The sequence below is a fragment of the Paenibacillus sp. O199 genome (genome assembly GCF_001636635.1).
Taxonomy (GTDB): domain Bacteria; phylum Bacillota; class Bacilli; order Paenibacillales; family Paenibacillaceae; genus Paenibacillus; species Paenibacillus marchantiae.
Map to the genome: position 1 here is coordinate 313,590 of NZ_LGRP01000006.1, position 13,830 is coordinate 327,419.

The 13,830-nt window shown below is 47.7% G+C and carries 11 protein-coding genes; 6 read left to right on the plus strand and 5 right to left on the minus strand.

Annotation, left to right across the window (positions count from 1 at the left end; all coding sequences use genetic code 11):
* Positions 1 to 24: 24 nt before the first annotated feature.
* Genes hemY through hemE form a run of 3 tightly spaced genes read right to left on the minus strand, consistent with a single transcriptional unit; the run spans position 25 to position 3,456 of the window.
* Complete coding sequence (hemY, locus tag A6049_RS12205; RefSeq protein WP_063564889.1) at positions 25 to 1,449, minus strand: protoporphyrinogen oxidase; 1,425 nt, start codon at positions 1,447 to 1,449, stop codon at positions 25 to 27.
* Positions 1,449 to 2,399 (minus strand): ferrochelatase, encoded by a 951-nt coding sequence (gene hemH / locus A6049_RS12210; protein WP_063564890.1) that lies wholly within the window; start codon positions 2,397 to 2,399, stop codon positions 1,449 to 1,451. The genes hemY and hemH overlap by 1 nt, the downstream gene beginning before the upstream one ends.
* Entirely contained in the window at positions 2,392 to 3,456 is a 1,065-nt protein-coding gene (gene hemE / locus A6049_RS12215; RefSeq protein WP_063564891.1) for a uroporphyrinogen decarboxylase, read from the minus strand. Before hemE ends, hemH begins: the two co-directional genes overlap by 8 nt.
* A 204-nt stretch (positions 3,457 to 3,660) precedes the next feature.
* On the opposite strand from hemE, the gene A6049_RS12220 reads away from it, so the two are divergent.
* Positions 3,661 to 4,872, plus strand: coding sequence for an MFS transporter (locus tag A6049_RS12220; RefSeq protein ID WP_063564892.1), 1,212 nt, complete (start codon positions 3,661 to 3,663; stop codon positions 4,870 to 4,872).
* A gap of 114 nt (positions 4,873 to 4,986) precedes the next feature.
* On the opposite strand, the gene A6049_RS12225 is transcribed toward A6049_RS12220, so the two are convergent.
* Positions 4,987 to 6,189 (minus strand): cytochrome P450, encoded by a 1,203-nt coding sequence (locus tag A6049_RS12225; protein WP_063564893.1) that lies wholly within the window; start codon positions 6,187 to 6,189, stop codon positions 4,987 to 4,989.
* A gap of 507 nt (positions 6,190 to 6,696) precedes the next feature.
* Between A6049_RS12225 and A6049_RS12230 the strand changes: the two genes are divergently transcribed.
* The gene (locus tag A6049_RS12230) at positions 6,697 to 7,908 is read left to right on the plus strand and encodes an asparaginase (protein WP_063564894.1); all 1,212 of its coding nucleotides are present in this window, start codon (positions 6,697 to 6,699) and stop codon (positions 7,906 to 7,908) included.
* Positions 7,909 to 8,038: 130 nt separating this feature from the next.
* Here the strand turns inward: A6049_RS12230 and A6049_RS12235 are convergent, their stop codons facing one another.
* Entirely contained in the window at positions 8,039 to 8,671 is a 633-nt protein-coding gene (locus A6049_RS12235; RefSeq protein WP_063564895.1) for an O-methyltransferase, read from the minus strand.
* Between the two features lie 241 nt (positions 8,672 to 8,912).
* On the opposite strand from A6049_RS12235, the gene A6049_RS12240 reads away from it, so the two are divergent.
* The 4 genes from A6049_RS12240 (at position 8,913) to A6049_RS12255 (ending at position 13,679) form a co-directional block, all read left to right on the plus strand.
* A complete protein-coding gene (locus A6049_RS12240) occupies positions 8,913 to 10,064 on the plus strand; it encodes a THUMP domain-containing class I SAM-dependent RNA methyltransferase (RefSeq protein ID WP_063564896.1) in 1,152 nt (383 codons plus the stop codon).
* Between the two features lie 213 nt (positions 10,065 to 10,277).
* Complete coding sequence (locus A6049_RS12245) at positions 10,278 to 12,275, plus strand: LTA synthase family protein (protein WP_063564897.1); 1,998 nt, start codon at positions 10,278 to 10,280, stop codon at positions 12,273 to 12,275.
* Positions 12,276 to 12,362: 87 nt separating this feature from the next.
* A complete protein-coding gene (locus A6049_RS12250; RefSeq protein ID WP_063564955.1) occupies positions 12,363 to 12,788 on the plus strand; it encodes a cytidine deaminase in 426 nt (141 codons plus the stop codon).
* A 156-nt stretch (positions 12,789 to 12,944) separates the two neighbouring features.
* Positions 12,945 to 13,679, plus strand: coding sequence for a DsbA family oxidoreductase (locus A6049_RS12255; protein WP_063564898.1), 735 nt, complete (start codon positions 12,945 to 12,947; stop codon positions 13,677 to 13,679).
* Positions 13,680 to 13,830 lie beyond the last annotated feature (151 nt).

Below are 13,830 nucleotides of genomic sequence, written 5' to 3' on the forward strand. Positions count from 1 at the left end.
GTTCGAGACAGCCAAATACGTTAATTACTTTGCAGCAATCAATTGCGTAGCTTGAACTGACATTTCCTTAGCCTGTTTGATACAGTCAGGCAAGCCTACCCCTTCATAACCAGCGCCGGCAATGTATACCCCCGGCAATTTGCTGCCAAGTTGTTCGCGCAGTGCTGCAATCTGCTGCAGATGACCTACCGGATACTGTGGCATGGATTTGCGGAGCCGAGTAATTTCCGAGAAGATCGGAACGGCCTCAACGCCCATTGTTTCACGCAAGTCCTTGAGTACCAGATCTGTTAGTGCATCATCCGGGAGCTCCACATTCTGTTCGTCTCCGGAACGGCCAACATAACAGCGAAGCAGTACTTTGTCATCTGGGCTGGTGTGCAGCCACTTGGTTGATGTCCAAGTACATGCTGTAATATTTCGACCTTCCTTACGCGGAACGAGGAAACCAGACCCATCAAATACATGTTCGATATCCTTTTTCTCAAAAGCCAGCACCACATTCGCTACCGATACGTAATTGATTGCATCCAGAGCCGCTGTATCCACATGTGGTTGCAGCAGTTCAGATGCAACATACGTAGGCACGGTAATGACTACATCATCTGCTTCAAGACGTTCTCCGTTATCCAGTTGAATGCTATACTTGGCCGCATCTCCAGTCTGAACCTCCAGAGATTTCACGGAAGTGTTCAGCCGTTGATCCACGTCCTGCAACTCATGTACAAGCGCATGAACCAGGCTCTGCAAGCCCTGACGGAAGTTCAGAAAAGCACTTTTCTTCGTTCCCGTATGGGTCTCTGTCGGTTTGCGGCCCGTCATCATTCCTCGGATCAAACTACCATAATCCCGCTCCACTTCACCGAATTGCGGAAAGGTTGCCTGAAGACTCAATCGCCGCATATCACCTGCATAGATGCCTGCGAGCAACGGTTCAGTCAGGTTTTCCAGCACTTCCGCTCCAAGGCGGCGCTCAATCATATAACCAAGCGATTCATCCTCTGTTGTACGACGGGGAGGGATGACAAAATCCATTAATGCGCGCAGCTTGCCTGCCGGAGATACAAGACCACTTCTCAGAAAAGGTCTCAACTCCGTCGGAATACCGAGAATGAGTCCTGCCGGCATAGGATGCAGCTTGCCACGCTGCATGATGTACGTTTTTTTGGATTCCGGATTTTGGCTGACCAGTTCATGGTCAATTTCCAGCTCTTTAGCCAAATCAATCATCGCCGTTTTGCGGGCAAGGAAAGAATCTGGTCCCTTCTCAATGACGAACCCATCCCGGTGCAGCGTTTCAATCATGCCACCCATGGAAGAACTCTTCTCAACCAAGGTGATGACAGGTTCAACCCCTGCTTCCCGGTAATGCTTCCGAATATAAAATGCCGCGCTTAGGCCGGTCAGACCTCCGCCGACAACAACGACACGACGTTTATGGTCTTCCATTACTCATCCGTTCCTTGCTGCCACTTGCTAATAATGACGTCACTTAACGTTTCCATGTAAAGTGGGTCACTATTGAGAGAATCGATACGCATAAGGCGCATGTCGATCTCTTTGGCAATCGCTTTAGCTTCAATATCAAGATCATAGAGCACTTCCAGATGGTCCGATACGAATCCAATCGGTGCTACAAGCACATCTTCCACCTGTTCACGAGCAAGATCCTGAAGTGTGTCCAGAATATCAGGGCCCAGCCACGGCTCCGCCGTCCGCCCCGCACTTTGCCACGTGAACTGCCAGTTCGTAATTCCTAAACGGGAAGCAATGACTTCCGAAGTCTCCAGCAGTTGCTGCGGATATGGATCACCGATATCTACAATTCGCGCAGGCAGACTGTGTGCACTGAACAGCACTCGTACATCCCCGCGCTTGGCCCCCGCTTCCTCAAAAGCATCCAATTTGGCGCTAACACGTGTGGAGAGAGCCTGAATCAATTTCGGATGCAGATGATAACTCTCAATGAATGACATCTGGATACCGAGTTCTTCCGCTTTCTCACGAGCACGCTTGATGTAGCTCCCTACACTCATCGTGGAGAAATGTGGTGCCAGTACGATGCCTATTGCAGTCTGAATTCCGTCCTTCGCCATCTGTTCCACGCCATCCTCAATGAACGGATACGCATGCTTCAACCCTTGATAACAACGGAATTCAACCTCATTGGAACGGTCATCCTTGTTTAACGTCTCCTGGAGGGCCTTAACCTGATTATCCGTGTTTTCTCGAAGAGGGAATACACCCCCAACGATCGCTTCATAACGGTCGGTTAATTCCTTCAGTTGTTCCGGTTCAGGCGGACGTCCTCTCCGGATATGTGTGTAGTACGCTTCGATACTTTCCATATTCTCAGGTGTGCCATACGACATCACCAGTACACCTACCGTATTAGTCATTAGTAACCGTCACCCCAGTCTTCAATGCTTCAGCGGAATATTCATGAATATACGCCGTGAGTTCTCTTAATTTATCCAAAGACGCTTCAGGAAATAGTCCGTGCCCCAGATTGAAAATATACCCTGGCTCCTTGATACCTTCGTCAATAATCAATTTGGCATGCTGCTTGATCAGATCCATCGGTGCAGTCAGCACATAAGGGTCCAAGTTACCTTGCACAGCAAATTTTCCGCCCAGTCGTTTACGTCCCTCGGAGATCGATACTCTCCAATCCAGCCCAATCACATCAGCTTGCAGATCATGCAGGGTTGGCAGCAATTCACCAGAAGCCACACCCGGGAAATAAATTTTCGGTACATTCAAATCCGATAATTCGGTAAAGATACGAGTAATCGTCGGCAACACATACGTTCTAAAGTCGTTTGGCGAAAGTGCGCCCACCCAGCTGTCGAACAGTTGGAATGCCTTGCCGCCGTTCGCAATGTGAGCACGGACATATGTAATCACCATATCGCCCAGTTTTTGCATCAATTTATGCCACACTTCCGGTTCACTGTACATCATCGTTTTGGTCCGTATGTACCCTTTGGAAGGTCGGCCTTCAATCAAATAGCTGGCAATGGTAAACGGTGCACCGGCAAACGTAATCAGGGGTACATCCAGTTCCTTGTCCAGAATTCGAATCGTCTCCAGAATATGAGACAGATCTCCTTCAACATCAATGGGACGCAAACGATCCACATCTGCCGCCGTGCGGATTGGATTGTCTATAACAGGTCCAATATTTTTAACAATATCAAAATCTATACCGAGGGAAGCAACCGGATTCATAATATCGGAATACAAAATAGCCGCATCCACACCGAGTTTACGTACCGGCATGAGTGTAACTTCAGCTGCTAGCTCAGGTTGACGGCAAATTTCGAGCAAAGAATACTTTTCCTTAATCTTGCGATATTCGGGATCATAACGCCCAGCCTGACGCATGTACCACACGGGAACACGGTCCACCTGCTGTTTGAAACTGGCCTGAATCAGACGATCATTATAACTCATGTAAGAAGCCTCCAATAGTTTTTGGACTCATAAATAACATTATGCCCTTTTTAAAGAGCGGTAACAACCACGTGTCGATCTGTTCCGATGACAATACTATGACATTCCTTACATCCCCTCATCTATATGCAAATTATGTTATAATGAAAGAATCGTGTTTTTTTGAAACGTTGCAGAAACGATCGGAAAGGAAGTGAAAGCACTTTGAAAACGTGGAAAGTAAACCTCATTGTGCTTTGGTTTGGACAATTTCTGGTCAACTCGGGCATGACCATGATTACCCCGTTTTTGTCCCTTTATCTCGCCAGGGATCTTGGCGTGGTTGGTGAGCATGAAATTGGCATATGGGCGGGATTTATATTTGCTGCCAACTTCCTCACCTCATTTTTGTTCCAGCCCTTGTGGGGCAAATTGTCTGACAAGTACGGACGGAAAATTATGTTGCTGCGTTCCGGATTCGGGATGGCGATTGTTATTGCCTTGATGGGTTTTGCACAGAACCCATGGCAGCTCCTTTTATTACGACTGCTCAACGGTACGATCTCCGGATTCAACCCGGCAGCAGTTGCATTGATCTCGGGTACAACGCCGAAGGATCGCATGGGTTTTGCCATGGGCATCAGCCAATCCGGCCAAGTGGCCGGTACGATTCTAGGTCCGCTGATCGGCGGTTTGCTTGCTGATGCAGTGGGCTTCCGCCCTATCTTCTATATTACTGGCGGACTGATCTTTGCGGCTTCCATGCTCGCCATGTTCCTGGTCAGAGAGAAGTTTGACCGCAAGGAAGCGGCCAAACTGCCGGAACAATCCGTATTGTCCGGTCTGAAGGAACTGAACAAGTCTCCCCAGTTACCTGCGCTATTCGCTGTAACATTCCTATTGCAATTTGCCATGATCAGCCCGATGTCACTCTTGCCGCTGTATGTACAGAAGTTACACGGTTCGGATGTCAACGTCGCCTTCTGGGCAGGGCTTGTCGGTGCAGTCACGGGACTATCTAACATGGCCATGTCCCCGATACTCGGGAAACTCAGTGACAGGGTAGGTTCACACAAGGTACTTACCTTCTCTCTCATAGGAACAGGGCTCATGCTTATACCTCAAGCTTTCGTGCAGACGGTATGGCAGCTCATCATCGTCCGTTTCATGATGGGTGTGTTCATGGGCGGCCTGCTTCCGAGTGTCAACGCGCTCATTCGCTCCTATACGCCAGATAGCATGATTAGTCGGGCCTTCAGCTTTAATACGAGTACACTCGCGCTCGGTAACATGCTTGGAGCCGTAATCGGTGGCTTTATGGCCGGGTTCATTGGCATCGAAGGACTGTTCATCGTCTCTGGTGGGCTGCTGCTGCTCAACATGGTGTGGGTAAGACTCAAGCTGTACAAAAAGCCCCCTCTGATCAGAGAATCCTGACGCTTGGATTCAATGTTATTTGTTCTTATAAAAAGCCGCTTTCAGCGCCTATTAGGCATGAAAGCGGCTTTTGGCATTCATTTGTTCAAACCTTAAAATTGATTCATTGAGTCATTAAGTCAGATGGCTTGTGAATTGAATCGGGTATTCTTTAACTCCAAATACAAAAGCACTTTGAATCGGCTGCAGAACGGTTTCCGGCACAAGCTGAATGTCTTCCATTTGCCGAAGCATCGTCTGAAGTACAACCCTCGCCTCAAGTCGTGCAAGCGGCGCACCGAGACAGAAATGAATACCAAAACCAAAACCCATATGTCTGTTCGGCTTGCGGTCGGGCACGAACTTCTCTGCCTGATCGAATTGAGCGCTATCCCGGTTGGCCGATCCTACCCAGGATATCACCTGTTCCCCCGCCTGAATCGTTTGTCCGTTCAATTCTACGTTTTCTTTGGCAATACGCCCTATAGCCACAATTGGCGGATAATAACGCAACGTTTCCTCTACCGCAGTGGGGATAAGTTCAGGATGTTCTCGCAGCTGCTGTTGAAGCTCAGGCTGCTCTAACAGAATACGAACGGCATTGGTAATCAGATTGGTTGTGGTTTCATTACCGGCAGCAAGTAACAAGATGCAAAATCCGACCACTTCCTCTGCCGTTAGCTTCTCCCCTTCAATCTCTGCAGCAAGCAGTATAGAGATCAGATCATCCTCTGGTCGCTGACGTCTTTCTTCCATTATGGCCGTGAAGTAGCTCGCCAACTCCTGCTGGTTCCGTTTCTTTTCTTCCATCAATTCCTGGAAAGCTTCGTCACTGTCATCCCGCGCCCCCTTCACGAGTGCATCAGACCAGTCTTTGAACTTCTGGCGATCCGTTGCAGGGACTCCAATCAATTCAGCGATCACGATAACTGGAAGTGGAGTAGCAAGATCATCGATAAGACGCATACGACCTTCTGAAAAATGCGGAGTCAATAATTCATCAGCGATTTCCTGAATACGCGGAGCTAACGCTTCGATCGCTCTAGGTGTGAACGCCTGATTAACCAGATCCCGTAGTTGTTTGTGCTTCGGCGGATCTGTAGTAAGCATGCTGGCGTTTGCGCGATCACGTTCAGAAGAGAACAGTTTAGGATTTTTTAACACATATTGCACATCTTCATAACGGAAAACATCCCAGCATTCTCGATGGTTGTCATAGCGGACTGGAGTATTGTCACGAAGTTCAGCGTACACCTGGAAGGGAAATAATTGCTGCTCCACCGCCTCCAGCTCCCGGATCGGAATGTAATTGGCATACTTTCTGGGTGCTCGGTTCATCGTTTCTCCTCCAATCATTAATATATATTTATTTACATATTGAAATCACCATATATTATAGACTCAACACTGCGGGCATACAAATATTTGGCAATAATTGAGCCTCTTTTCCTAGAACGTATTACAAAAATCGTCAAGACTTGCTAACTAATACCCCCGCTATTCGTTTTGGATAAGATCACTTCAGCTATGGACGATACTGCAACACTTTCCCCAAAGTTTCCTTCTAAATCTATCAGGTCAAAAGACTCAAATGTAATAAAATATGACACAAAAGTTTATTTATTATGATTTCATATTCCTCATTCTCTTTTTTACCTTCTCATATTTATCCATAAAACCTCATAAATACGCTATATACTCTACATTTCTATCAATGTAACCGATTACTCTATCTATATCTACAATTGTCATATTATTTAACATGAAATACAATCAATTTGAATTCATATACATATCAACCTCAACAAACATCACACGAAACTAACCTGAAGGAGAGTGCTATTCATGAAAAAAACTTCAAATCTTCGTCCTTGGGCTGTATGGAGCACAGCCGCTTTGACAGCTCTGACCATTTCCCTGTCCCCCATCGGGACCTATGCGGCTCAGGCGGCTACGGTAGAAGTGAGCGGTACAACTAGTGCGGTTCAGGCCGCATCATCCACTCCGGCTCGCAATACGACCATCCCTGCTCTATCAGATTCGTTCAAACAATCCGCTCTGCCTAATGTTCTGGTCATTGGAACGGGTGGTACGATTGCAGGTCAATCCGAGGATGCAACCAGCTTCCAGAACTATAAAGCTGGCACACTCCCGATTGGAGAAATGGTCGACGCCTTACCGGACAAACAGAAGATTGCAGATGTTAGCACACTCCAATTCGGAAATTCAGGTTCAGGTTCTTATACCATGGCTGATCTCTATGACTTATCTCAAACCGTAGACAAGGCTCTGGCTCAGTATGACAGCGTTGTAGTTACCACCGGTACAGATACCATGGAGGAAATCGCCTACTTCCTTGACATGACCGTACAAAGTGATAAACCCGTCATCATTACAGGGTCCATGCGCCCTTGGACAGTTATCGGCTCAGATGCACAAGCCAATCTGTACAACGCCATCAAGCTCGCAGGCAGCGGGCGCACCACTTCATTTGGGACCGTGCTAATGTTGAACGATACCATTCAATTGGCACGCGGCGTGACCAAAACGAATGATTATCGAACAGACACGTTCGAAACTCCGATGCTTGGTGCAGTAGGTTACATTGATGAAGAAAACATTCGAATTTACCGTGCTCCTGCACGTGCCTTGAAGCCTGAAGGTACATTGAAACCGGCATTCGACCTGAGCAAAATCACGAAGGCAGATCTCGCCAAGGTGGAAATTGCGATTTCCTATCAGGAAGCTGGCGGCGAAGCTATTGAAGGATTTGTGAAGGGCGGCGCCAAGGGGATCGTAACGTCCGGTACCGGAGCAGGCGGTATCTCCAGAGCGATGGGACAAGCACGTACCAAAGCGGTCGAGGATGGCGTAATCTTCGTAACGACCACTCGGACAGGTTCAGGCAGTGTATATGGCGGTGGGAAAGGCGTTATTGCCGGTGACAACCTTAGTCCTCAGCAAGCACGCATTTTGTTGATGCTCGGCCTGTCCTTTAGCGACGATTTTGACACGATCCAAAAATGGTTTGAGACTTACGGAACGCCGGAAGTTTAATAAGGCTCTCATCACTTCACTCCAATAAGCAGAAAGAGACGATAATACCCTGAGATTCAGGAGTGTTATCGTCTCTTTCTTTTCGAATTGAATGCGCATTCCATCCGTTTTAACGGATCTGCATCTTTTCTTACTTCACCCAGGCCAGAGCCAGACCATCATAATCCGGCAGCATCGTCGTTACGAGGCGCGGGTCACTGGCCATCTGCTCGTTGAAGCGTCGAACCGCGAGGACAGCCGGACCCTGCTTGTCTGAATTCAGCGTACGGCCGCGCAGGAAACAGTTATCTCCCACAATGACCGCCCCGGGCCGCGCGAGCTTAATGGCGTAATCGAGGTATACGGGATAATTCTCCTTGTCTGCATCAATGAAGAAGAAATCGAAGGTACGTCCTTCCTGTGCCAGCTGCTCCAGACTGTCAGCTGCGGGGCCAATTCGATATTCGACTTTATCCCCAAAGCCTGCTTCCTCCAGATGACCACGAGCCATCGCTGCGTATTGCTCTTTTAATTCAAGCGAAGTCAGGGTTCCCCCGTCACTTAAACCGCGAGCAAGACAAATTCCGCTGTATCCGCCCAGCACGCCGATTTCGAGTACAGCCTCCGCTTTCGATGTCTTCGCTAGAAAAGTGAGCAAACGGCCATAAGCCGCTGCAACCGAAACTTCCGGCATGCCGTTCGATCGGATGGCTTCTTTTACCTTTAACAAGAGATCATCCTCTTGAAATAATTGATTTACATATTCGTCAGGGGTCAGATTCACCGCTAAAATCCTCCTTGGACACTTGGACTGCTTTCCATATGGATGCCAATGTTCTATAATAAATGTTTGTTGTCAAACACAGGCGGTTGAACTGCTGCATCGGCTCGAAAGATGAATGCATTAGCTCACCGCATTTCTCATTGTAAGTTTTTTCACGGAAAGCGGCAAGGCCGCACCGTCACTATACAGCTGAGAGAAGGATATTCCTTCCCCAGCTTGAAATGGAGTTGAAATGAATCACATGGCTCAATTGCAATTGATTGCGACCTCGGCGATGGGACTCGAGGCTGTTGTCGCCCGGGAACTGAAGCAACTGGGGTATGAGGATGTTACGATCGACAATGGCCGGGTTTTCTTCACTGGAGATTATATTGATATTTGCCGGTGTAATCTGTGGCTGAGAAGTTCCGACCGGGTGTTGGTCAAAATGGGTGAATTCCCGGCGACAACTTTCGATGAATTATTTGAAGGTACCAAAGCATTACCTTGGGAGGAATGGATTCCAGCCGATGGCGAATTTCCGGTTGAAGGTCGCTCCCAAAAATCTCAGTTGAGCAGTGTGCCTGCATCACAAGGGATCGTGAAGAAAGCAATCGTAGAGAAACTGAAGCTGACTTATGACACGGAGTGGTTCCCAGAGGATGGGTCTCGTTATGTGATTGAGGTCATTCTGCTGAACGATCGCGCCCTGCTTACTTTAGATACGACGGGACCAGGTCTGCATAAACGGGGTTATCGTAAACTCGTAACCGAAGCACCACTCAAAGAAACGCTTGCTGCGGCACTTATTCAGCTCAGCCGCTGGAATGTTTCCCGTCCATTCTATGATCCATGTTGCGGTTCAGGCACCATGCTGATTGAAGCCGCCATGATCGGCTGGAACATTGCACCTGGACTTCGTCGGACCTTCAACTCCGAGAACTGGGCTGTCATTCCTGAAGAATTGTGGGAACAGGCGCGCGAAGAAGCATTTGACGCGGTTCGCGACGATATTCCATTGCAAATTTCGGGCAGCGACATCGATCCGGAAGCTATTGAAGTAGCACAGGCAGCAATCAAGAGTGCCGGCTTCGCCAAAGATATTGAAGTCAGCGTCCTGCCCGCTCATCGTGCAAGACCACAGGGCGAATATGGTGTCATTATTACCAACCCTCCATATGGTGAACGTTTGAGTGAAGAGAAAGAAGTGCAGAAGCTGCTACGTTCTTTAGGGCGCAGTTACCTCGATTTACCGACATGGTCCTTTTTTGCCATCACGTCGACCAAATCTTTCGAGGAAGACTTTGGACACAAGGCAGACAAGCGCCGTAAGTTGTTCAATGGACGCATTGAAACCCAATATTATCAGTATTTGGGCCCACTGCCTCCACGTAATAAAACACCACAACAATAATAATATTGGAATGATCAAGCGCTCCTGCCGTTCACGGCTGGGGCGTTTTTTTGTATGTATTTCGGGATACTTATGGATGATCTTGTTAACATTGCTTCCGCATGAAGATTTTCTCCCCTGGGCATAGTTGAAAAGCCATGACACCACGCTATAATGGATAAAGTCCTATTTTACATTCCGTTAACAAAACCATTCATCAGGGAGGAGACATATATGTTTGTCACTAAGCCAACACGCAGCCTTACGCCGCGTGGGCTTCTGAATCATCCACTTACGTTATATCTTATTTTTCTTGTACTCATGCTGCTCAAATTAATGTGGCTCCACCACAATCTGCACGCTTACAACATTACGATGGGTCTTCTGGACAAAGTGATTGCCATCGGTTCGCTGCTGCTTCTGTCCTTCTGGACCTGGTGGCTGCCTCGCCGGGGCATGATTATATCACTCGTTATACTCAATCTGCTGCTCACTGCACTGATCTATGCGGATATGGTTTATTATCGCTACTTTCAGGATTTCCTAACAATCCCTGTGCTGATGCAAGCCAGACAGGTTGACGCTTTGGGAGACAGTATTGCTACGCTTATTTATGCCAGTGATCTGTGGTTCTTCGTCGATTGGCTGGTGATTATCCCATACGCAGCGATCCTGCTGTTCAGCAAACGTAACCGTCGTGGACGTTCCAGCGCATATTCGAACGGGTTGAACTCCTACTCGTCAAATTCAGGCAAATCAAGTGTGCGTCGTCGACTCACCGCAGGCAGCATTGCTCTGGTATTGGGTCTGGGGCTCGCGGTTGGTCCGATATATTTTTATAGTAAAACCTGGGCAAAAGGGTTGTTCGATAACAACTGGTGGAACGTATCCATGTACAATGTTACCGGACTTCTTGCTTTTCATGGCTATGATCTGTACAACTATGCCAAAGACCAGCTCGGCTCTGGACCGGAGGTCGATCCTGCCGATCTCGAACAGGCGGAAGCTTATTTCGCCAGCAGACAGCAGGCTGATCCACTGAAGGATGAGATGTTTGGCAAGTACAAAGACAGCAATGTGATCATTGTCCAAGGTGAAGCCTTCATGAATTTCATGATTGGTCAGAGCATTGGCGGACAGGAAATTACGCCTCATTTTAACGAGCTGATGAAGGAAAGCCAGTACTACAGTCACTTTTATCACCAGACAGGTCAGGGGCGAACATCGGATGCTGACTTTGGGGCCAATATTTCATTGCATCCACTGTCGGTTGGATCCGCGTTTGTCCGTTACGCAGACCACAGTTATGATTCTCTGCCTTCTATCTTGAAGGATCATGGTTATAGTACGAATGTATTTCATGCCTATGAGAGCGGATTTTGGAATCGTTATACGATGTATCAGAATATGAAGTATGACAAGTTTTACAGTAAAAATGATTTTGAACAGGATGACCCGCTTGGCTGGTCGCTGTCGGATGAGTCCTTTTTCCGCCAATCGGTTGAAAAAATGAGCAGTGAGGTTACAGAGCCCTTCTACTCATTCCTCATTACGCTCAGCAGTCATCATCCATACGCGTTACCCCAAGATAAACAGCAGCTGGATGTGGGTGAATTCAAAGGAACGATGTTTGGCAACTATCTGCAATCCGTTCATTACGTGGATTCTGCGCTCGGTAACATGGTGGAAGACCTGAAAAATCGGGGATTATGGGACAAAACGATCTTCATGTTCTATGGGGATCACGATAATTCCATTAAGGAGCAGCCACAATACGAGAAATTTCTCGGACGTTCACTAACTGATCTGGATATGGAGCAGATTATGAACGAAGTGCCTTTGCTGGTGCATCTGCCTGACGGAGCCGCAGCGGGAACGATTGACGAGCCTGCCGGACAACTGGATGTTACACCTTCAGTACTGCATCTGCTCGGTATTTCAGATCAATCCTACTACCACATGGGCAACGATGTGTACGACGGTTCCTCCCGTATGGTGGTATTGCGCAGTGGTGCATTTACAGATGGCTCCCTGTTCTATATCCCTTCGGATGATTACATCTATGACAGCGGCTCCTGTTACGATCTGTCTACTGGTACCAAAACGGATATTAATGCTTGCCGATCTGGTCATGATGAAGCAACAAAGCGACTGCATGTGTCAGATACGGTTAATACGTTTGACCTGATCTCGCGTTTTCGCGAGGAGCAAGCGCCTGCGTCCGAATCCTAACAGAATGTAACTGTAGCTGACGGAACTGTATAATTCATTTTTTAAAGTTAACCCGATACTACAATGAAATGGAGCTAGTGCATGACCATGACGTCACATCCTGACCAATTCAATATCGAACAAAAGCTGTTCGAAGAAGCTGCAAACTTTGTCAAACATCGCTACCCTCAAGGGTGGGGCGGCGCAGCTGCTGTTTATACCGAAGCTGGATCGCTGTTAATCAGCGTAGCTCCAGAAGTGATTAACGACGCCACGCACTTATGTATGGAAACAGGAGCCTACCTGGAAGCACACAAATTAAACGAGCGGGTCACCCACTCGATCTGTGTGGCACGTGACGATGAGCACTCAGAATTCAAGGTCCTCACCCCTTGTGGTGTGTGCCAGGAACGATTGTTTTTCTGGGGAGAAGACGTGAAGGCTGCCGTGTACGATCCGGATGGAGCTTTAATTTACAAGAGGTTGGACGAAATTCAGCCTTACCATTGGACCAAGGCATACCGGGATAAGTAAGAAGTTAAATTATAAGTGTTGAGGCTGCAATCCGTTGCATGCTTCGGCACTTCTTTTTTCGAGGCTGGTAATAACCACAACCTTGCGAATGATGGAAAGTCGCTATATAATTGTAACTGTATTGGTTTCATTTATAGATGATGGAGGTTTTAATGAATGAATATTGAAATATGGTCCGACTTTATGTGTCCTTTCTGTTATATTGGCAAACGTCGTCTTGAGAATGTACTCGCACAATTCCCCCACCGCGATGATGTGAAATTACAGTTCAAAAGTTTTGAGCTCGATCCAAATGCTGAATTGAATAGTGGCAAAACCAACGCAGAATATCTGGCTGCCAAATACAATATGAGTGTGGAGCAGGCACGCGGCATGAATGCCCAAATGAATGCCAATGCTCGTACGGCTGGACTGGAATACAACATTGATGAGATGATCCCTACCAACTCCTTCTCTGCTCACCGTCTGACGCATTGGGCAGAAACACAAGGAAAAATGCTTGAGTTGAGCGAACGACTATTTCAAGCGATCTTCATTGAAGGTAAACATGTCGGCAATTCCGATGTACTGATCGAGTTGGCTGAAGAAGTAGGTCTAGATCGCAATGCAGCAGCAGAAGTGTTGTCCAGTAATCAATTCGCAGACCAAGTGCGTGCCGACCAGGCAGAAGGCGAACAGCTAGGCATCCGGGGTGTACCGTTCTTCGTATTTGATCGCAAGTTCGCTGTATCTGGCGCTCAACCGGATGAGGTGTTCCTTGACGCTATCCAGAAAGCATGGGACGAGCGTTCCCCCTTCACCATGGTAGAGTCCAACACCACTGACGCAGATGGCAGTGGAGTATGCACCGAAGACGGCTGCGAGATTCCGCAACCGGACCAATCCAAATAACACAAAAGCAGCAGGATCAAGGGTTATCCCCTGAACCTGCTGCTTTTTTTCACTTTTCCCTTTTAAATCCATCCACTTAAGATGAACTCATAATTTACACTATAACGGAGAGGGCAGAACAAATCTGGAGAAGCGGCGCTAAAAGCTTTCT

What these genes read in the sequence shown, in the direction of transcription:
- hemY (WP_063564889.1), bottom strand. Translation starts at nt 1,449, where the DNA reads ATGGAAGACCATAAACGTCGTGTCGTTGTTGTCGGCGGAGGTCTGACC.
- hemH (WP_063564890.1), bottom strand. Translation starts at nt 2,399, where the DNA reads ATGACTAATACGGTAGGTGTACTGGTGATGTCGTATGGCACACCTGAG.
- hemE (WP_063564891.1), bottom strand. Translation starts at nt 3,456, where the DNA reads ATGAGTTATAATGATCGTCTGATTCAGGCCAGTTTCAAACAGCAGGTG.
- A6049_RS12225 (WP_063564893.1), bottom strand. Translation starts at nt 6,189, where the DNA reads ATGAACCGAGCACCCAGAAAGTATGCCAATTACATTCCGATCCGGGAG.
- A6049_RS12230 (WP_063564894.1), top strand. Translation starts at nt 6,697, where the DNA reads ATGAAAAAAACTTCAAATCTTCGTCCTTGGGCTGTATGGAGCACAGCC.
- A6049_RS12240 (WP_063564896.1), top strand. Translation starts at nt 8,913, where the DNA reads ATGGCTCAATTGCAATTGATTGCGACCTCGGCGATGGGACTCGAGGCT.
- A6049_RS12245 (WP_063564897.1), top strand. Translation starts at nt 10,278, where the DNA reads ATGTTTGTCACTAAGCCAACACGCAGCCTTACGCCGCGTGGGCTTCTG.
- A6049_RS12250 (WP_063564955.1), top strand. Translation starts at nt 12,363, where the DNA reads ATGACGTCACATCCTGACCAATTCAATATCGAACAAAAGCTGTTCGAA.
- A6049_RS12255 (WP_063564898.1), top strand. Translation starts at nt 12,945, where the DNA reads ATGAATATTGAAATATGGTCCGACTTTATGTGTCCTTTCTGTTATATT.